General features: G+C 76.5%; 18 protein-coding genes. 10 read left to right on the forward strand and 8 right to left on the reverse strand.

From position 1 onward, the window contains the following. The first annotated feature begins 44 nt into the window (after nucleotides 1–44). The 3 genes from G339_RS0127330 (at nucleotide 45) to G339_RS0127340 (ending at nucleotide 4,110) form a co-directional block, all read left to right on the forward strand. Nucleotides 45–1,565 (forward strand): hypothetical protein, encoded by a 1,521-nt coding sequence (locus tag G339_RS0127330; RefSeq protein ID WP_026341820.1) that lies wholly within the window; start codon nucleotides 45–47, stop codon nucleotides 1,563–1,565. Nucleotides 1,566–1,626: 61 nt separating this feature from the next. Then, a complete protein-coding gene (gene fes / locus G339_RS0127335) occupies nucleotides 1,627–2,859 on the forward strand; it encodes an enterochelin esterase (RefSeq protein ID WP_019634253.1) in 1,233 nt (410 codons plus the stop codon). Nucleotides 2,860–2,958: 99 nt separating this feature from the next. Then, nucleotides 2,959–4,110, forward strand: a complete 1,152-nt coding sequence (locus G339_RS0127340; RefSeq protein ID WP_026341821.1) for a CaiB/BaiF CoA transferase family protein — start codon at nucleotides 2,959–2,961, stop codon at nucleotides 4,108–4,110. A gap of 256 nt (nucleotides 4,111–4,366) precedes the next feature. Here the strand turns inward: G339_RS0127340 and G339_RS37155 are convergent, their stop codons facing one another. After that, nucleotides 4,367–5,185, reverse strand: a complete 819-nt coding sequence (locus tag G339_RS37155) for a hypothetical protein (RefSeq protein WP_019634255.1) — start codon at nucleotides 5,183–5,185, stop codon at nucleotides 4,367–4,369. Nucleotides 5,186–5,445: 260 nt separating this feature from the next. Between G339_RS37155 and G339_RS0127355 the strand changes: the two genes are divergently transcribed. Further along, entirely contained in the window at nucleotides 5,446–5,967 is a 522-nt protein-coding gene (locus tag G339_RS0127355; RefSeq protein ID WP_276203779.1) for a TetR/AcrR family transcriptional regulator, read from the forward strand. A 102-nt stretch (nucleotides 5,968–6,069) separates the two neighbouring features. On the opposite strand, the gene G339_RS35485 is transcribed toward G339_RS0127355, so the two are convergent. Together G339_RS35485 and G339_RS39165 are read right to left on the reverse strand one after the other, a co-directional pair. Beyond that, nucleotides 6,070–6,897 carry a patatin-like phospholipase family protein gene (locus G339_RS35485; RefSeq protein WP_019634258.1) on the reverse strand — a complete coding sequence of 276 codons (828 nt, stop codon included), beginning with the start codon at nucleotides 6,895–6,897 and terminating at the stop codon, nucleotides 6,070–6,072. 90 nt (nucleotides 6,898–6,987) lie between these two features. Continuing rightward, on the reverse strand, nucleotides 6,988–7,479 hold the full coding sequence (locus G339_RS39165) for a helix-turn-helix domain-containing protein (protein WP_169514792.1): 492 nt from the start codon (nucleotides 7,477–7,479) through the stop codon (nucleotides 6,988–6,990). Between the two features lie 105 nt (nucleotides 7,480–7,584). Between G339_RS39165 and G339_RS0127370 the strand changes: the two genes are divergently transcribed. Both G339_RS0127370 and G339_RS0127375 read left to right on the forward strand, forming a co-directional pair. After that, nucleotides 7,585–7,854 (forward strand): hypothetical protein, encoded by a 270-nt coding sequence (locus tag G339_RS0127370; RefSeq protein WP_157408040.1) that lies wholly within the window; start codon nucleotides 7,585–7,587, stop codon nucleotides 7,852–7,854. An 18-nt stretch (nucleotides 7,855–7,872) separates the two neighbouring features. Then, nucleotides 7,873–8,091, forward strand: a complete 219-nt coding sequence (locus G339_RS0127375; RefSeq protein ID WP_019634261.1) for a hypothetical protein — start codon at nucleotides 7,873–7,875, stop codon at nucleotides 8,089–8,091. Nucleotides 8,092–8,155: 64 nt separating this feature from the next. On the opposite strand, the gene G339_RS0127380 is transcribed toward G339_RS0127375, so the two are convergent. Together G339_RS0127380 and G339_RS0127385 are read right to left on the reverse strand one after the other, a co-directional pair. Beyond that, nucleotides 8,156–9,079 (reverse strand): phosphotransferase, encoded by a 924-nt coding sequence (locus tag G339_RS0127380; RefSeq protein WP_019634262.1) that lies wholly within the window; start codon nucleotides 9,077–9,079, stop codon nucleotides 8,156–8,158. A gap of 101 nt (nucleotides 9,080–9,180) precedes the next feature. Beyond that, nucleotides 9,181–10,368, reverse strand: coding sequence for an MFS transporter (locus G339_RS0127385; RefSeq protein ID WP_051107978.1), 1,188 nt, complete (start codon nucleotides 10,366–10,368; stop codon nucleotides 9,181–9,183). A gap of 56 nt (nucleotides 10,369–10,424) precedes the next feature. On the opposite strand from G339_RS0127385, the gene G339_RS0127390 reads away from it, so the two are divergent. Together G339_RS0127390 and G339_RS35490 are read left to right on the forward strand one after the other, a co-directional pair. Next, nucleotides 10,425–11,006: a CGNR zinc finger domain-containing protein gene (locus G339_RS0127390; RefSeq protein ID WP_240489915.1), complete on the forward strand. Its 582-nt coding sequence runs from the start codon at nucleotides 10,425–10,427 to the stop codon at nucleotides 11,004–11,006. Between the two features lie 376 nt (nucleotides 11,007–11,382). Beyond that, nucleotides 11,383–12,741: a putative Ig domain-containing protein gene (locus G339_RS35490; protein WP_019634265.1), complete on the forward strand. Its 1,359-nt coding sequence runs from the start codon at nucleotides 11,383–11,385 to the stop codon at nucleotides 12,739–12,741. Here G339_RS35490 and G339_RS41150 read toward each other — a convergent pair. The 3 genes from G339_RS41150 to G339_RS37160 form a co-directional block, all read right to left on the reverse strand. Beyond that, nucleotides 12,716–13,015: a helix-turn-helix domain-containing protein gene (locus G339_RS41150; RefSeq protein ID WP_420804506.1), complete on the reverse strand. Its 300-nt coding sequence runs from the start codon at nucleotides 13,013–13,015 to the stop codon at nucleotides 12,716–12,718. The genes G339_RS35490 and G339_RS41150 overlap by 26 nt on opposite strands. Then, nucleotides 12,964–14,196, reverse strand: a complete 1,233-nt coding sequence (locus tag G339_RS40650) for a tetratricopeptide repeat protein (protein WP_026341824.1) — start codon at nucleotides 14,194–14,196, stop codon at nucleotides 12,964–12,966. Before G339_RS40650 ends, G339_RS41150 begins: the two co-directional genes overlap by 52 nt. A gap of 72 nt (nucleotides 14,197–14,268) precedes the next feature. Next, nucleotides 14,269–15,078 (reverse strand): AAA family ATPase, encoded by an 810-nt coding sequence (locus G339_RS37160; RefSeq protein WP_026341825.1) that lies wholly within the window; start codon nucleotides 15,076–15,078, stop codon nucleotides 14,269–14,271. Here G339_RS37160 and G339_RS0127410 point away from each other — a divergent pair. Both G339_RS0127410 and G339_RS37165 read left to right on the forward strand, forming a co-directional pair. Then, a complete protein-coding gene (locus G339_RS0127410) occupies nucleotides 15,065–15,400 on the forward strand; it encodes a hypothetical protein (protein WP_157408042.1) in 336 nt (111 codons plus the stop codon). The genes G339_RS37160 and G339_RS0127410 overlap by 14 nt on opposite strands. Nucleotides 15,401–15,415: 15 nt before the next feature. Further along, nucleotides 15,416–16,546 carry a sigma-70 family RNA polymerase sigma factor gene (locus G339_RS37165; protein ID WP_157408043.1) on the forward strand — a complete coding sequence of 377 codons (1,131 nt, stop codon included), beginning with the start codon at nucleotides 15,416–15,418 and terminating at the stop codon, nucleotides 16,544–16,546. The last annotated feature ends 56 nt before the right edge of the window (nucleotides 16,547–16,602 follow it).

Consider the following 16,602-nt stretch of genomic DNA (forward strand, 5'->3'; position numbering starts at 1 on the left):
GGGACGCGGGGGGCGCGATGTCGGAAACGGCCGGGAAAAAGCCCATGACGGGGGCGCGGTACTGCGATCTCGTCTGGCTCGCCTATCTCGTCCTGCCCGACCGGGGCCGCCGCCCGCGCCGGATCGCGCTCGCCCGGCGCATCGCCGACGCGGCCGTCGCGGGCCGCCCGCGCGCGCCGCGCCGCCGCCGCACCCGCGTGCTGCGCGCCGCCGCGCGGCCGTCGTGGCGGCTCGGCGTCGGGCTCGGGCCGTGGCTGCGGGCGCTGCCCGTCCGGCTGCCCGACCCGGCGCTGACCCGGATGCTCGGGCGGCTGCACCCCGACGTCCGGATCGCCTACGTGCTGCGGCGGCTCGCCGGGCTGCCCGCCTACGAGGTCCGCGACCAGCTCACCGAGCTGCGCGTCCGCGACCCGGCTGCGGTGCTCGCCGCCGCCGAGGCCGCGCCGGAGCCGCCCGCGCGGCCGGAGCCGTTCACGCCCGAGCGGCTGCGGCCCGTCCGGCGGCGCTCGCTGGTGCCGGTGACGGCGGGCGCGGCGCTGACCGCCACGCTCGTCGCCGCGCTGATGGCCACCGGGACCGGCGGGGACGGCACCGCCGCCGCCCGCGACGTCCGGCTGGTCGTCGCCGCCCCGGACGCGTGGCGGCGCGGCGCGCGCACCCTGGACGCCTGGCCCGCGCGCGGCGAGCTGGCGGGCGACCGCGAGTTCGTCCGCCGCGCGCTGCGCGCGTTCGCCGCCGCGACGGGCGACGGCTCCGGCCCCGCGTACCTGCTGTTCGCGGGCCGCGTCGGCGGGACGCCCCTCGCCGTGCTGCGGCGCGGCCAGCGCGTCGTGCGCTACACCGGCCCGGACGGCCCCGCCCGGGTGGACGCGGCGGGCGACGCCGCCGACGTCCCGCTCGCGCTCGGCGGCGGCCGCTACCTGCTCCCGCCCTGGGACACCGCCGCCACGACGCCGGACGGGCGGCCCGTGCCGGTCCGCGCGGGCGTCGCCGGGCCGGTCGACCCCGCGACGCCCTGCGGCCGCGGCCCGCTGTTCGACCTGCACGGCCCGGCGGGCGTCCGGACGATCGGCGACCTCGGCGGCCCGCGCCCGCTCGCGCTGACCTACCGGCCGCCGACCGGCCCGGCCGCGACCCGGCTCACCGGCGGCGGGCTGAACCTGTGGCGGCGGCTCGGCTGCGTCGTCCCGCAGCCCGCGCGGCCGCTCACCGAGGCGGCGGCGCACGACTTCTGGTGGGGACGGCTGCCGCGCGACGCCGGCCGGGGCGACTGGGCGTGCGTCCGGCTCGCCTTCGCGGGCGGCGGCACGACCGCGCAGTCGGCGCTGCTGACGCCGCGCGAGGTGCTGGCGACGGGCTGGTGCGACGACCGCCGCCCGGCCGCGGGCACGTGGTGGAAGATGCCGGACGGGCACTGGGGTTTCCTCGCCGCCGCCGGGCCGGGCACGATGCCCGGCGTGGACGGGAAGCCGCCGCGGGTCGCGCGGCGCGGACGGCTGCTGCTCGTGCCGGGGCCGACCGGGAGCGCGCGGCCGGGGGCCGTGTACCACGCCTCGGCGCATTAGTTAGGCTTGCCTAACTTCGCGGCGCCGATCGTCGGCGCCCGCGCGCGAGGAAGGGCCGCCGATGATCATGGGACCGCCCCGGCTGCCGATGCCGGTCCCGCCGGAGCGCGTCGAGAGCCCCCGCGTCGCCGCGCTGACCGCGGGCGGCGCGGAGGCGTTCTGGGCCGAGGTCGACCGGTGCGGGACGCCGCTGGTCGAGGAGTTGCCCGGCGATCCCGGCCACCGGGCCGTCACGTTCCTGTGGCGCGGCGAGGCGGGCGTCGTGCTCGCGCTCGTCAACCGGCTGTCGGACCCGCTGAACCTCGCCGCGAGCGCGATGGCGCGCGTGCCGGGCACCGACGTCTGGCACCTGACCTACCGGTTGCGCGACGACCACCGCGCGTCGTACCGGATCGCGGTCGGGGCGGCCGCGCCGCCCGCCGACCCGGCCGGGGCGCAGCGCTACCTCGCGGCCGTCGCGGCGGACGCCGGGCCCGATCCGCGCGCGCCGTGGAGCGTTCCGCTCCGGTGGGGCGACGGCCGCGCGTCGGTGTTCGAGCTGCCCGGCGCGCCCGACCAGCCGTGGCGGCCCTGGCTGCCGGACGGTCCGGGGGCCGCGCGCGGGACCGTCACCCGGCACCGCGTGCCCGCCCCGGCGCTCGGCGGCGACCGCGAGGTCTGGCTGTACGAGCCGCCCGGCGGGGCGGGCGCGCCGGACCTGCTCGTCCTGCTCGACGGCGACCTGTGGTTCGGGAAGACGGACGTCGCCGCGCTGTTCGACCGGCTCGTCGCGGCCGGGACGGTCCCGCCGCTCACCGTCCTCGCCCCGCACGCCGTCGACACCCCGACGCGGATGCGCGAACTCGGCCCGAACGCCGCGTTCACCGCGTTCCTCACCGAGGACCTGCTGCCCTGGGCGGCCCGGCGGACGGCCGTCACCGACGACCCGGCGCGGACCGTCCTGGCGGGGGAGAGCCTGGGCGGGCTCACCGCGCTGCACGCCGCGTTCGAGGCCCCGGACCGCTTCGGCCGGGTGCTCGCGCAGTCCGCGTCGCTGTGGTGGAACCCCGCGGGCGACCGGGAGCGGACGCCGTGGCTCACCGAGCGGTTCGCGCGCGAACCCGTCCGCGACCTGCGGATTCATCTGCGCGTCGGGCGGCACGAGTGGGCGATGCTGGACGAGCACCGCGAGCTGGACCGCACGCTGCGGATGCGCGGCTACCCCGTCCGCTACACCGAGTACAACGGTGGGCACGACTACGCCTGCTGGGCGGGCGGGCTCGCCGAGGGGCTGACGGCGCTGCTCGGTTCCTGAATCCTCGGGGCCGGGTCAGCGCGCGCTTACCCCGATCGGGCAGACTGGGGCGGAAACCGAACTGGATTCAGCGCCGGTGGGCGGCGAAAGGGGAGGCACATGGGCAAGGGTCCGCTGTCCGGAGTACGGGTGGTCGAGCTGGCGGGGATCGGCCCCGGGCCGTTCGCGGCGATGCTGCTGGCCGACCTCGGGGCCGACGTCATCCGCGTGGACCGGGCCTCCGCCGCGCTCGGCGACCGCGCGACCGGCGGCACCGACTTCACCAACCGGGGCAAGCGCTCCATCGCGATCGACCTGAAGAGCGACGCGGGCCGCGACGTCGTCCTGCGCATGGTCGAGCGGGCGGACGTCCTCGTCGAGGGCTTCCGGCCCGGCGTCACCGAGCGCCTCGGCCTCGGCCCCGACGCCTGCCTGGAGCGCAACCCCCGCCTGGTCTACGGCCGGATGACCGGCTGGGGCCAGGACGGGCCGCTCGCGCAGAGCGCCGGGCACGACATCGGCTACATCGCGATCACCGGCGCGCTGCACGCCATCGGCCGCGCGGACGGGCCGCCGCAGGTCCCGATGAACCTGCTCGGGGACTTCGCGGGCGGCAGCATGTACCTGGTCGTCGGCGTCCTCGCCGCGCTGCTCGAATCCAAGGTCAGCGGGAAGGGCCAGGTCGTGGACGCCGCCATCGTGGACGGCGTCGCGCACCTGTCCACGTTCATCCACGGCTTCCTCGCGGGCGGGCTGTGGCGCGACGAGCGCGGCGTCAACATGCTCGACACGGGCGCGCCCTGGTACGACGTGTACGAGACCGCGGACGGGAAGTACGTCGGCGTCGGCGCGATCGAGCCGCAGTTCTACGCGCAACTGCTCGCGGGCCTCGGCCTGGACGGCGAGGACCTGCCGAGCCAGCACGACCGCGCCCGCTGGGGCGAGCTGCGCGACCGGTTCGCCGCCCGGTTCAAGGAGCGCACCCGCGACGAGTGGGCGGCGGTCTTCCTGCCGGGCGACGCGTGCGTCGCGCCCGTCCTGTCGCTGGTCGAGGCCGCCGAGCACCCCTTCAACGCGCAGCGCGACGTGTTCGTCGAGAAGGACGGCCACCGCCAGCCCGCCCCCGCGCCCCGCTTCTCCCGGACGCCCGGCGACACCGACGGCCGCCCCGTCCTGCCCGGCGGCCAGAGCCGCGACGTCCTCGCCGACCTCGGCTTCGCCGACGCCGACGACCTCCTGGCGAGCGGCGCGGTCGTCCAGGCGGGCGGCTGACCCGGGACGGATTCCCCCGGTCCGGTTCGCGGCGCGCGTTGCGACGAGCCGACCGGGGGGCCGGCCGTCAGGGCAGGCGCGCCGGCTTCGTTGGTGGTCGCGGCCTCGCCGGTGGCGGCGTGGATCAGCACGGCCCGCCCGGCGGCGACGCCGCCCAGCGGTCCGAACGCCCTCGAACGTGCCCCGGGCCTGCGAGACGTCCACGTTCACACCGGCGGCTGGCACACCCGCGTGTCCGCGCGGTTCGCGCGGGGGGTCAGGGCCAGCGGAGGCGTCCGACGATGTCGGCGGCGACGTCCTCGCTCAGGGTCTCCATGACCTCGGCCGCCGAGGGGACGATGCTCAGCGCTTCCGCGATCCGGGTTTTGATGACGGCGATGTCATCGGGGGAGACGAGTTTCGCGTAGGTGCGGAGGTTGTGCGGGGACAGCGAGGACGGGACGAGATCGGGGAGGAATCGGCGCAGCATCGCGGCGCCGTCCGCCGGAAAACCGTACTCCGCGGCCAACGGCGCCATCGCGTCGATAATGGCCGCCAGGTCGATCACGTCTTTTCGGAGCGCGTCCTGGAGAACGCGGCCGATTTCCTCGTCGTTGAAAGGGAAGCGGACGAGATCGAGGATCGTCCGGTGCGGCGTGGTCACCGGGATTCCCCGGACGACCGTGACGTCCTCCGGCGCGAGGCGGCCGGCGTGGACGACGGCGCCGCGCGGAGCGGGGATCTCCTCCGGCGCGGTGAACGCCGTCCGCAGCACCGGCAGGGCGCCCAGTCCGTGGACGCGCGCGGCGGAGTGGTGCGACAGCACGGCGTCCCGCGTCGGGTCCTCCGGGCGCTCCCAGCGGAACCGGTCGGGGGCCAGCGCCAGCCACGCCGCATACGGGTAGGCGTATGTCGGGCTGTTGCGACTGCTCGGAAGCTCGAAAACGTCGTCGTCGAGTTCCCGCAGCAGTTTGGCCTCTTTGAGGCGGTCGATCACCGCGGCGTCGGCGCTGAGGCGCGCCACCTGCGCCCGGGTGACCAAACCCGACTGCCGCGCCGCGGCTATCGAGAGTTCGTAGTAGAGCGTTTCCAGCATCGCTACCCCCATTGACCGCGGCCCAGCCTATCCCGAGTCAGCGGGTATCGCCCCGAGTGCGCCGCCCCCTATGTCGACGGTGCATACTTCCGAGCTGACGTATATGGCGTAAACATCGAGGAAGTCCGTCTTCGGGACGACGCTGCGGTCCCGGTCGGCGGCGGAGAAGGCCGCCATCGTGGTCGCCGTGCGGGAGCACGTCCGGCCGATGATCGAGGCCGCCGAGGCCCTACCACCACGGCGACCTGCGCGCCGCCTGCCTGAACGCGGCGCTGGAACTCCTCGAAGTGGACGGATCGACCGGCCTGTCCCTGCGCGCCGTCGCCCGCCGGGCGGGGGTCTCGCCGATGGCCCCCTCCCGGCACCACCCGAGCCGCGACGCCCTCGTCTCGGCCGTCACCGCCGAGGGCTACCGCGAACTGGCCGAGAAGCTGGCCGAGGCCGGCACCGCTCCCGGCGATCTCGCCGAGATCGCCGTCGCCTACGTCCGTTTCGCGCTCGACCGCCCGGCGATGTTCCGGGTGATGTTCGCCGAGCCCTGCGGCCCGGGCGACGCCGAGCGCGCCGCGGCGGTCGCCGCCGTCTCCGGGTACGTCCGGGACCTCGTGGCGGGCGTGTTCCCCGACACCGACCCCGCGCCGCTGGCGGACGGCGTGTGGGCGCTCGTCCACGGCCTGGCCTTCCTCCACCTCGACGGCAAGTTCGCCGCCGCCGACCCCGACGCCGTGGCGGCCCGCGTCCGCACGACCGTCCACGCGCTCCTCGCGACCCGGGGCGCCTAGTCCCTTATTCGTGGGGTTTCCGGGCGGCGCGCGCCGGAGACGACGACGCGGAACGGCGCGGCGTCGCCCGCGCATCCGGGTGAGGTACCAGCCGCCGCGTCGTCAGCCGTTCCAGTGGTTCCTGATCTGGTCGGCGAGATCGGCCGCCTGGCGCAGGCCCTGGTCGTAGGTGCGGTTCGGGACGTCCGGGTCGAAGGACGTCAGCGCGAAGAGCTCGCTCGTGGCCTCGTCGGCGCGGATGGTCTGGACCGTGCTCGTTCCGAGCCGTTCCGGTTCGGCGCTCGCCGGGGCGAGTTCGGGGAGGGGTGCGATGACGAGGATCCGGTCGTGTCCCGCCGCGAGATCGGCGTTGGTGGGGGAGAAGATCCCGCCGTCCATGTACCGGTGCCGGCCGATGGGCGTCGGTCCCGCGAGGCCCGGGACCGAGCAGGCCGCACGTACCGCCTGGTCCAGGGAGACGCCGCTGTCGCGGTCCAGGACGGCGCGCTGGCCGGTCGCCGCGTCCGTCGCGGTGATCAGCAACTGCCGTTGCGGCCATCGCGCGGACGGGAGCAGCGCCACGAGGGCGTCCAGGCCCGCCTCGGTGCCGGTCAGGTCGACGCGTTCGGCCAGCCGCCCGACCCTGCGCCGCCGCTCGTCGATGGGGAGCGACGCGTCGCCCAGTATCGCGAGGACGGGCTCGTAGACGGCGGGGACGACGCCCGAGGCGCGCAGCCGGCCGTCGATCCGCGCGAATTCCGTCGCCGCCTCGGCCAGCCCGGCGCCGTGCGCCAGAAGCGCGGCGAACAGCGCACCGCCCGCGGTGCCGACGAGGACGTCGGCGGCGTCGAGGTCGGCTCCCGCCCCGCGCAGGCCGTCGACGACCCCAGCCTGCCACGGCGAGCGCGTCACCCCGCCCAGCCCGAGCACCAGCGCTCTCGACATGATCATGCCTCCCACCTCGGGAGTACCCGGCGCGCGCGAAAGCACGCCCCCGGACCGCGGGGGTCCGGGGGCGCGGCTCGTTGCCGGATCAGGGCGTCACCTGTTCGACCGCGCGCGGTGCCAGGCGTCCTCCCACGGCGCCAGCTCGTCGTCGGCGACGCCGCAGCCGCGCAGGAAGTCGCGCGGCACGTCGAGCCGGGGGAGCGGCCGGTCGGCGCGGACCGCGCCCTGGAAGGTGGTGTGGGAGTAGGCCCCGCCGCTCGCCCGGACGATGGACCGGTAGGAGAGGTCCGCGCGCTCCTTGAGCGCGGCCAGGCGGGTCTTCAGTTCCGCGACGGTGCCGATCAGCGCGGGGTCCGGCAGATCGGGCGGGGCGGTCCGCGGTTCCACCGGCCCGCCGGGCACCGCGCTCGGCGTCGGGGCCTGCGTCCGGCGGCGGGCGGCGGGCGTCATCGCGGCGACGCCGGAGCGGGGCACCGAGCGCGACGCCCGCGGCCGATCCCGGCCGCGCGGCGCGGACGGCCCCGCCGCCCCCATGCGCGGCGGGCCGTCGGCGGGCGTGGAACGTATTGGTCGGCCTTGGTGCATCGCGGACGCTTCCGGTCGATCCGCCGACCGGCGGCCGACCGGATGGGCAGGGTCGGAGGCGCGCGCTCAGCCGCGTCCCCGTTCCCGACTCCCCTCGGAACCGCCGTGACCACCCGCACGCTCGTCCCACGCACGCACGCCCGTCCGGCGCGCCGGCCCGCCGACCCGGCGGCCGCCCGCCGTGCCGCCGCACGGTCGGCGGGCGGCCGTGAGACGGGTCCGCGGACGGCCGACGAGACGGTGATGGCCCTCGCCCTCACCACCGTCTGGCAACTGCGCCGCCCGAGCGGCCGCCGCGAGCGCCTCCGCCCCCGCGCCGGGCTGCTGCACGGCCTCAGCGGGGACGAGCTGGTCGACTTCTGGTCCGAGATCTGACTCCCGAAACGGAGAACCATGCCCCGGCACCCGCTCGCCCTGGCCTCGTCCGTGGCGACCCACCACGGCGTCGTCGCCGTCGACGTCGTCGGCTTCGGACGGCGTTCGCCCGCCGCGCGACAGTTCCTGCGCCCGGTGCGGTACCGGCTCCTGGACGCGGCCGCCCCGGACCGGATCATCCCGGCCCAGCGCATCAACGCCGCGCCGCCCGCCTACCCGGCGGCGGTGAGCGAGTGATGGCGCGACGGCCCGGTGCGTTCCCGCGGCGCTGTCAGGACGCCGGGCGTACGAACTGCGTCAGCTATTCCGCACCCCCGGCCAATTCCTCGTACAGCCCTTCCAGGGCGGTGCGGTCGTCGTCGGTGCCGGTGTGCGGGGCGGCGAACCAGCGCGCGTACTCGGCGATCTCGGAGAGCCGCCAGTCCAGCGCGAACAACTCGACCATCGCGGGGTCGGGGCGCAGGAGGCCGCCCGCCGCGGCGAGCAGATCGGCGTAGTCCCGTTCGGGCGGCGCGAGGGCCAGCGACTCCCAGTCGACCAGCCGCAAACCGTGGGCGGTCATGACCTGGTTGTCGTTGTGCGGTTCGCCGTGCGTCGGCACCCATTCATCTCGACGGTGGAGAGCTGTATCCGCCAGTTCCAGATAGCGGCTCGTCCAGCTTTCGATCGCATCGCCGTGTGCGGCGAGGGCGGTCCGCGCCTGCTCCGCCAACGGCCCGCTCGTCCAGGGCTCGGCCGTGTGTTCCCGCAACTCGTCGGCGAATTCGGGGCCGACCTGCGGAGCCCAGAACCGCAGGCCGTCAGGTGGGGAAGTGCGATGCAGCGCGGCCAGCGCGCTGACGACCTCGCGGACGTGCCGGGGCTCGCGGGACTCCGCCTCGGTCGGGCTCCGGCCGTCCAGCCACGGCGTGACGCTGAGCGCACCGGCCCCGACGTCGACCGTGAACCGCCCGGACCGCGCGGGCAACGGCGCACACGCCACGCCCAGACCGGCGGCGGCCAGGGCGGCGGCCCCGGCGTAGGCGGCCTCCAGCGACGCCGCGCTGTGCCGCGGCTCCACCTGGTCCAACGTCACGAAGAGAGTGGTGCCCCCACCGGTCGCACGCCAGTGGTGCGCGCCGAATCCCCAGGGCAGGTAACTGATATCGGCGACCTCGGGCAGCCAGTGCGCAGCGACCCCATGCGCGATCGTCTCATCGCTGATGAAAGAAGGTTCGGACTGCACAATCCCCGATCCTAGGAAGCGCACTCACGCGCCCGCACGGGGTTTTTCGCGCACGGACGACCCGACACCGCCCAACGCCGGAACGGCGCGAACACCGGCCCCTAGCTCCTCGACAGCGGCGCGTCGGTCGCGGACGGGATGAACACGGTGAGAACTGCCGCGCCCGCCAGGACCGATGCGAGTGCCAGGGCGCCGGGGAGGGACCAGCCCGCGACCGGCCCGGTGATCGCCGCTCCCACGGCGAATCCGGTGATCTTCAAGCTGGCGCCGGTGGTGAAGATCTGACCGCGCAGGTGCTCCGGGGCCTCCCGGTGGCGCACCGCGAACAGGGCGACCAGCTGGGGGCCTTCGCCGATCCCGATGAGGACGATCGCCGCGATCAGCGCGGCCGGTCGTCCCACGGCGGCCAGGGCCAGTGCGGCGGCCTGGACCAGCGCGCCGGCCCAGATGATCGTGTCGGGGGCGACGGCCCGCGGGAACCGCGCCAGCAGGGCGTTGGCCGCCAGGGCGGAGATCGCCGAGCAGGACAGGAGCATCACTCCCTGGTTGGCTCCGCCCAGGACGCGCTCACCGAGCAGCGGGAGGCAGGCGGTCAGCATGCCCTGCGCGGTGCAGCACATCACCGAGGCGAGGGTCGCCCGCGCCAGTAGGCGTTTTCCGGCGATGGCTCGGATGCCTGCGGCGAGGTCGCTGATCAGCGAGGTCGGCCGGACGTCCGGGGCCGTGGCGGGACGGGCGGGCAGCCGCCAGGCGGCGGGCAGCGCCGAGGCCATGAGCGCGGCGGAGACCACCGTGGCCATCGGCGCTCCCAGCGCCTCCGCGGCGCCGCCGGTGAGGGCCGGGCCGGCGAGGCTCGCCGCGCTGAAGGTCATGGCGTCGAGCGCGTTCGCTCGGGGCAGGCGGTCGCCGGTCACCACGCGGGGGAGCTGGGCGGTCCACCCGCCCGACAGGGCCGGTCCCAGCAGCCCGGTCGCCACGGCGATCACGAGGGTGACGGTGAACGGCACGTGACCGAGGCCGAGCAGGATCAGAACCAGGCCCGCCGCGTACAACGCGATTGCGCCACCGAGCATGCCGCCCGGCCGTCCCGTCCGGTCCAGGAGCGCCCCGAGAACCGGACCCCCGACCGCGGCCGAGACGGTGATGCCCGCCAGGAGCGACGACGCGTCCGTGGTCGACCCGGTCAGGGCGAACCCCGCCAGCATCAGCGCCGGCCCGGACATCTCGTCCCCGAGACGGGCTGCCACCGCTCCGGCGAGGTACGAGCACAACGAGTAGCGCCGTTTCATCGGCGCAACGATACGGAGGTAACTCAAAAAACATCAATATGCGTTACATTCGGGTCGTGCGACCCGATACCGGCGACTGGTCCACCCGCCATTCCGTGCTGACGATGGCCCGGCGGGCCGCCGCCCTGATCAACGCCCTGACCGGTGACCGCCCCGCCCCGGCGACCGTCGCCGACGTACTCGCCGCCTACGGCGAGTCCGTGCCGGACGGACTCACCGCCGCCGACATCGCCGAGATGCGCGCTGCCGCCGTCCTGCTCCGCGACGTCTTCGCCGCCGAACACGTCGACGACGCCGCCACCGCCCTCAACCGCCTCCTGCGGGAACACACCGGGCCGCTCCGCCTGACCTCGCACGACGGCGGCACGCCCTGGCATCCGCACCTCGATCACGATGACGACGCGCCGTGGGGCCAGTGGCTCCTCGCCTCGTCCTGCATGGCCCTGACCGTCCTGGTCTGGGACCGGCAACGGCCGCCCGGCCGGATCTGCTCGTCGCCGAGCTGCGAGAACGTCTTCATCAACCAGGGCAGCGGACCCGAACGCCGCTACTGCTCCCGCCGGTGCGCCACCCGCGAGCGCGTCGCGGCCCATCGCCGCGCCCGGCAGACCCGCGAGGACGACCAGAACCGCCGGTAGGCGGGCGTATCGCGGGGTTCACGCATCCAGGCGTATGAAACGTCTCCGTGAACGGAGTCGAGGGGGACGGCGAGGGTTTTCTCGGTTTCGGGGGATTGGTCCGGTTTCTAGGTTGAGCGCGGCAGACGGGGGATCACGCTCTGACCGTAGGAGATCGGATGGCTTCCCTGATCCGAGGTTCGACCTTTCGCGTCCGGTTCGCCTTGGGCGCCGGGCTCGCCGTGGCCCTGGCCCTCCCCGCGTCCGCGGCGTCGTCGCCGCACGGCTCGGCGCCGGTCCCGACCAGCCCGGCCGGTGGTTCGACGCCGCCTCGGGGCGGCTCGTCGCCGCCGTCACCACCGACGCGGCGGCGGCGCGGGCGCGGGCGGCGGGCGCCGTGCCGGTGCGGGTCCGCCACGACCAGGCGGCCCTCGCCCGCGCCGCCCGCGCGGTGACCCCGGCTCCCGGGCTGGTCAGTTGGGGGACGGACCCCCGGCTCAACCGCGTCCGGGTCGCCGTGGACGCCCGGGCCGACGATCCTGCGACCACGGCCCTGGTCCGGCAGCTGCGCGGGCTCGGCGACGTCGTGTCGATCGTCACCGCCGCGCGGCAGCGCCAGCAGGGCACGGTGCGCGGCGGCGAAACGTGGGTTCCCGGCGCCGAGGGGGCGTGCTCGGTCGGCTTCTCGGCCGTGGGCGCCGACGGCTCCCGGCATTTCCTGACCGCCGGGCACTGCACCAACGACGCCGATCAGGCCGCCTACGGGTATGACGGTTCCCGCGTCGGCACGTCCAACACCGGGGGCACGCACAGCGTGAACGCGCGGGAGGGCGACTTCGGCCTGGTGGACGTCGACCAGCCCGCCTGGACGCTGTCGCCCGACGTCAACACCTACGGCGGCGCCGACGTCGTGGTCACCGGCTACACCCAGCCCGTCACCGGCATGTCGATCTGCCGTTCGGGGCAGACGTCCGGCTGGCGGTGCGGGACGGTCACGGCGGTGAACCAGTCGGTGGACTACGGCAACGTCGTCATCGACGGCCTGTTCGTCACCAACGCCTGCTCCCAGGGCGGCGACTCGGGCGGCTCCTACGTGACCGGGGACAAGGCCGTCGGGATTCACTCCGGTGGCGGGAACGCCTGCGGGCAGTCCGGTCCCAACACCGACGCCCAGCCGGTCGGGGAGGCCCTGGCCAAGTGGAACCTCACCCTGGCCACCGGCGGAACGCAGCCCGGCACCCCGACGGTGGCCGCGCCCGGTGACCAGACCGGCACGGTCGGACGGGCCGTCTCGCTGACGCTGCACGCTTCCGGCGGCACCGCCCCCTACACCTGGTCGGCGGCCGGACTGCCCGCCGGGCTGCGGATCGACGCGTCCACCGGCGTGGTCTCGGGCACGCCGGGCGCGGCCGGTACGAGCACCGTCACGGTCACCGCCCGCGACAGGAACGGCGCGAACGGCACCGCCTCGTTCGGCTGGACGATCCGCAGCAGCGGCGGTACGACACCGGCGATCACCGACCCCGGCACGCAGACCGCGTACGTCGGCGTCCCGGTGACGTTGACGATCAAAGCGTCCAACGCGGTGCGCTACCAGGCGATCGGCCTGCCGCCCGGCCTCCGCATCGACGCCGCGACCGGCGTCATCTCCGGCACGCCCGGCCAGTGGGGGCTGTTCACCTCCACTGTCACGGCCACCGGATCCGGCGGCGCGACCGCTGCCGCCCGGTTCACCTGGAACGTCTGGTTCCGCTAGATCGCGGCCGCCCGACCGCCGGTGCCGGCGCACCGGCGGTCAGGCGCGCCTCCTCCCGCCCGAGCACTCCCGCGAGCTCGGTGCGCGACCGCACGTTCAGCTTCCGGTAGATCCGGCTCAACGTCGCCTCCACGGTCTTGACCGACAGGAACAGCCGCTGCGCCGTCTCCCGATTGGTCGCCCCCGCGGCGACCAGCGCGGCGAGCCGCCGCTCGGGCTCGGTCAGCGCGGTCCCGGCGGTCGCCGCCGGACGGTCCAGCGACGCCGCCGCCAGCCGGCTCCACGGCCGCGCCCGCGCCGACTCGAAGAGCCCGGCAGCTTCCTCGAAATGGGCGACGGCGGCGGCCCGGCGCCGCCGGGCGCGCTCGACCCGGCCCGCCGCCAGCAGCGTCCGGCCCGTCTCCACCGGCATCGCCAGCGCCGCGAATCCGGCGGCGCCGTCGCGGAGCCGGGCCGCCGCCTCGTCGTACCGGCCCCGGGCCGCCGCGCACAGCGCCGCCGCCCGCTCCACGCCGGGGTGGGGCTCCAGCGCGTCCAGCACGGGTCGGCGACCCGCTGGCGGCCCTCCGACTCGGCCACCCGCCGCAGCGCCGTCACCGCGTCCGCCGCGCGCCCGGCCGCGAGCTGCGCGACGCCGAGGGCCAGCAGTCCGCGGGACAGGAAGACCAGGTCGTGCTCCTGGCGGGACGCGCGCACCGCGCGCCGGGCCAGCTCGGCGGCGCGGTCCAGGTCCCCGCCGGCGGTCTGCGCGACGGCGGCGGTGTACCAGACGGGGCCGGGCGACAGGCCCGCCGCCGCGCACACGTCGACGGCGCGGTCGCTCCACTCCAGGGCCCGGGCACAGGCCCCGCGCCGGACGTCGACCTCCGCCAGGCTGCGCAGCACCTCCTCCAGGTCCTCGGCGTCGCCGCGCCGTTCGGCCACCGCCAGCAGCCGCAGCAGCCGCCCGCGCGCCTCGTCCAGCCGGTCGTCGAACACCGCGTGCCGGGCGGCCAGGTACTGCGGGCAGCGCTGCACGCCGATCGTCTCGATCGGGACGTCCAGGTCCAGCGCGGCGGCCAGGGTGCCCGCGGCGGCGGGGTCGCCGGTGATCCGTTCCATGCGGGCGCGCATCGTCAGGGCCATCGCCTCGCCCGCGCGGTCGCCGCCCCGGCGGGCCAGCTCGGCCGACCGGGCCGCCGCCGCGCGGGCGAGCACCGGGTCGCCGGCGCCGATGTTGGCGCGCACCGCCGCCCGCAGTTCGACCGCCGCCGCGAGCACCGGGTCGTCCCCGGCGGCCGCCGCCGCGCCCGCCAGCGCGTCGTCTATCTCGTGGAGCGCCTGCCCGCCCGCGTCGACGGTGGCGAGCAGCGCCGCCACCCGGTCGGCGCGGCCCGCCGACGCCGCCGCCTCGCCCACCAGGCGGGCCAGCTCGGCCGATCCGCTCGCGCCGGCGTCGGCCGCCGCCGCGCGCAACCGCGCGCCGCGCGCGGCGGCGTCGCCCGGCGGGGTCTGCCGCGCCGCCGTCAGCGCCAGCTCCCCGGCCAGCTAGCGCCGACCGCGGGACCGGGCGGCGTCGGCCGCCCGGTCCGCGTCGGCCGCCAGCGCGGAGTCGAAGCCGTCCCGGGCGAGCAGGCGGTGCCGGACGGCTTGCACCGGGTCCTCGACCGACGCGGCCAGTGCGGCGTGAACCGCTCTGACGTCGCCCGCGTCGCGGATCAGCGCCTCGAGGCGCGGGTTGCCGCCGCAGGCGCGGTGCGCGCGCAACGCCCAGCGGACCGGGAGCCCGTGGGCCTCCAGCAGTTCCGCGACGTCCTCCACCGGCAACGGCGGCAGCAGCAGCCGTGTCGCCCGGGGACCGCACAGCCGGAGGGCGTTCCCCGGGCGCGGTTCGGCCACCGCCACCGGCGCCCGGACGGTCCGGAGCACGGCCGCCAGGACCTCGACGTCGGCGGCGTCGAGCCACTGGGCGTCGTCGACCAGGAGCCGCACGTCCGGCGCGGAGTCCAGCGCCGCCGCCAGCGCGAGGCGAACGGCGACCGGGTCCCAGCCGTCCGGCGGCGGCGCGGCGCGGCGCACGAGCGCCTCGGTGACATCGCGCAGCGGCCCGGCCAGCTCGGGCGGCGGGAGCCCGGCCGACTCCAGCCCGGTCAGCACGTCGGCGACCGCGCCGAAGCCGCCGCGCGCGCCGTCGCGGTGCCCGCAGATCCGCACGACCGGGCCCGGCGCGCGTTCCGCCACGGTGTCCAGGAACCAGGACCGTCCCGATCCCCACGGGCCCCAGACCACGGTTCGCGCCGAAGTCGCCGCGCGCTCCACCAGGTCCGCGCGCACGGAGGCCGCCGTGAATCCGTTCATCGTTCTTCTTTTCTCGAGACGGCTGCCGCTACCGCTGACGACGGCCGCACGCGGCGATCTCGCGGTGAAGGCCGGGACCGCGCGGTCAGGAGGTCAGATGGAGCTTGCGGTCGAAGACGCCCGAGCCGGGGGTGCTCTCGCCGCGCGCGACGGCCGCGGCGCTGCCGGTGCCGTTGTCGGGGCACAGGCCGTCGCTTCCGGCGAGCTTGACCAGGGTGATGTCGGCGGCCCTGCCCTGCGCGTCGTCGTCGGGGAGCGGGCGTGCGGGGTTGTCGCGGTTGCAGACGTCGAAGGAGAGCCCGGCGGCGCCGTGGGTGAATAGGCGGCGCCGTCGGCGGTGTCCTGGCGGACGGTGGTGGTCGCGGCCGACGCGGCGGGCGCCGTCATCGTGACGACGGCCCCCGCCGCGAGCACGGCCGCGGGGAGGATGGTGCGCATGTTCACCGGTTCTCCTGACGGCCCGCGGACCGGCACCGGCCTGGACGAGCACGTCGCCGGCGCCGAGGACCGGTCGCTCGTCGCCGCCGCGTTCCGCGCGCTGCCCGAACGCCGGCAGACCGTGCTGTGGCACGCGGTCGTGGAGGAGGAGCCGCGCGCCCAGGTCGCCGCCGCCCTCGGCACCACGCAGAGCCACGTCAACGTCCTGGTGTTCCGCGCCCGCGAGAGCCTGCGCGAGGCGTATCTGGCCCTGCACGCGTCCACCGTCTGCGCCGGATACGCCGCGGCCCTCGCCCGCGCCGTCCGCAGACGCGGCGCGTCCCGCGGGCTCCGCGCGCACCTGAGCGGCTGCCCCCGCTGCGCCGACGCCTACGCCGAACTCACCGACCTCGACCGGTGCCTGCGCGCGGCGCTGCTGCCGGTCGCGCTGCTCCCGGCGGTCCTCGGCGAGACCGGCGCGCCCGTGGGGGCGGGCGCCGCCGCCAAGGCCGGGGCGCTGCACAAACTCGCGTCCCTTCCCGCAGTCGGCGCGGTGACGGGCGTCGCGCTCGTCGCCGTGCCGGTCGTGGTCGTGCTGAACCGTCCGGAGGACGCGCCGCGCGGCCCGTCGACCGCCGTGTCCGCGCGGCCCGCGACGGCCGGAACCCAGCGGTCCCGCGCGGCGTCCCCGGCGCCCGGCGCGACCGCCGCCGTCGTGGCCGAGCCCGTACACCGGCGGACCGCTGCGCCGAGCGCCGCACCGTCCGGACCGCCGGTCCGAACGGCATCGCCGCCGGTGCCGCGTCCCGGCGTCACGGCGCGGCAGCGCGCGATCCGGGACGGAGCGCCGATGATCGCCGCCGCCAACGGGGGACGGACGGCCAACGGCGTGCCCCGGCTGCGCACCGACGACCGGCTGAACCGCGCGGCGGGCGACCAGGCGCCCCGGGGCGGCGCGGGGCGCTCACCGGCCACCCGCGCCATCGGCGCCGCCTGCGTGCGCGCGCAACAGGGCACGACCTGGTGCTCCCTCATCCTCGGAGAAAACTGAACCACCCCGCCGGACGGACGGGTGACCCCGGGCCATGAGCCCACCCGCCGCGACGG

The organism is Actinomadura atramentaria DSM 43919 (genome assembly GCF_000381885.1).
Taxonomy (GTDB): Bacteria; Actinomycetota; Actinomycetes; order Streptosporangiales; family Streptosporangiaceae; genus Spirillospora; species Spirillospora atramentaria.

Excerpts from the sequence above, each read along its gene's own strand:
- G339_RS0127330 (WP_026341820.1), top strand. The coding sequence starts at position 45 with ATGACGGGGGCGCGGTACTGCGATCTCGTCTGGCTCGCCTATCTCGTC.
- fes (WP_019634253.1), top strand. The coding sequence starts at position 1,627 with ATGATCATGGGACCGCCCCGGCTGCCGATGCCGGTCCCGCCGGAGCGC.
- G339_RS0127340 (WP_026341821.1), top strand. The coding sequence starts at position 2,959 with ATGGGCAAGGGTCCGCTGTCCGGAGTACGGGTGGTCGAGCTGGCGGGG.
- G339_RS37155 (WP_019634255.1), bottom strand. The coding sequence starts at position 5,185 with ATGCTGGAAACGCTCTACTACGAACTCTCGATAGCCGCGGCGCGGCAG.
- G339_RS35485 (WP_019634258.1), bottom strand. The coding sequence starts at position 6,897 with ATGATCATGTCGAGAGCGCTGGTGCTCGGGCTGGGCGGGGTGACGCGC.
- G339_RS39165 (WP_169514792.1), bottom strand. The coding sequence starts at position 7,479 with ATGCACCAAGGCCGACCAATACGTTCCACGCCCGCCGACGGCCCGCCG.
- G339_RS0127375 (WP_019634261.1), top strand. The coding sequence starts at position 7,873 with ATGCCCCGGCACCCGCTCGCCCTGGCCTCGTCCGTGGCGACCCACCAC.
- G339_RS0127385 (WP_051107978.1), bottom strand. The coding sequence starts at position 10,368 with ATGAAACGGCGCTACTCGTTGTGCTCGTACCTCGCCGGAGCGGTGGCA.
- G339_RS37160 (WP_026341825.1), bottom strand. The coding sequence starts at position 15,078 with ATGAACGGATTCACGGCGGCCTCCGTGCGCGCGGACCTGGTGGAGCGC.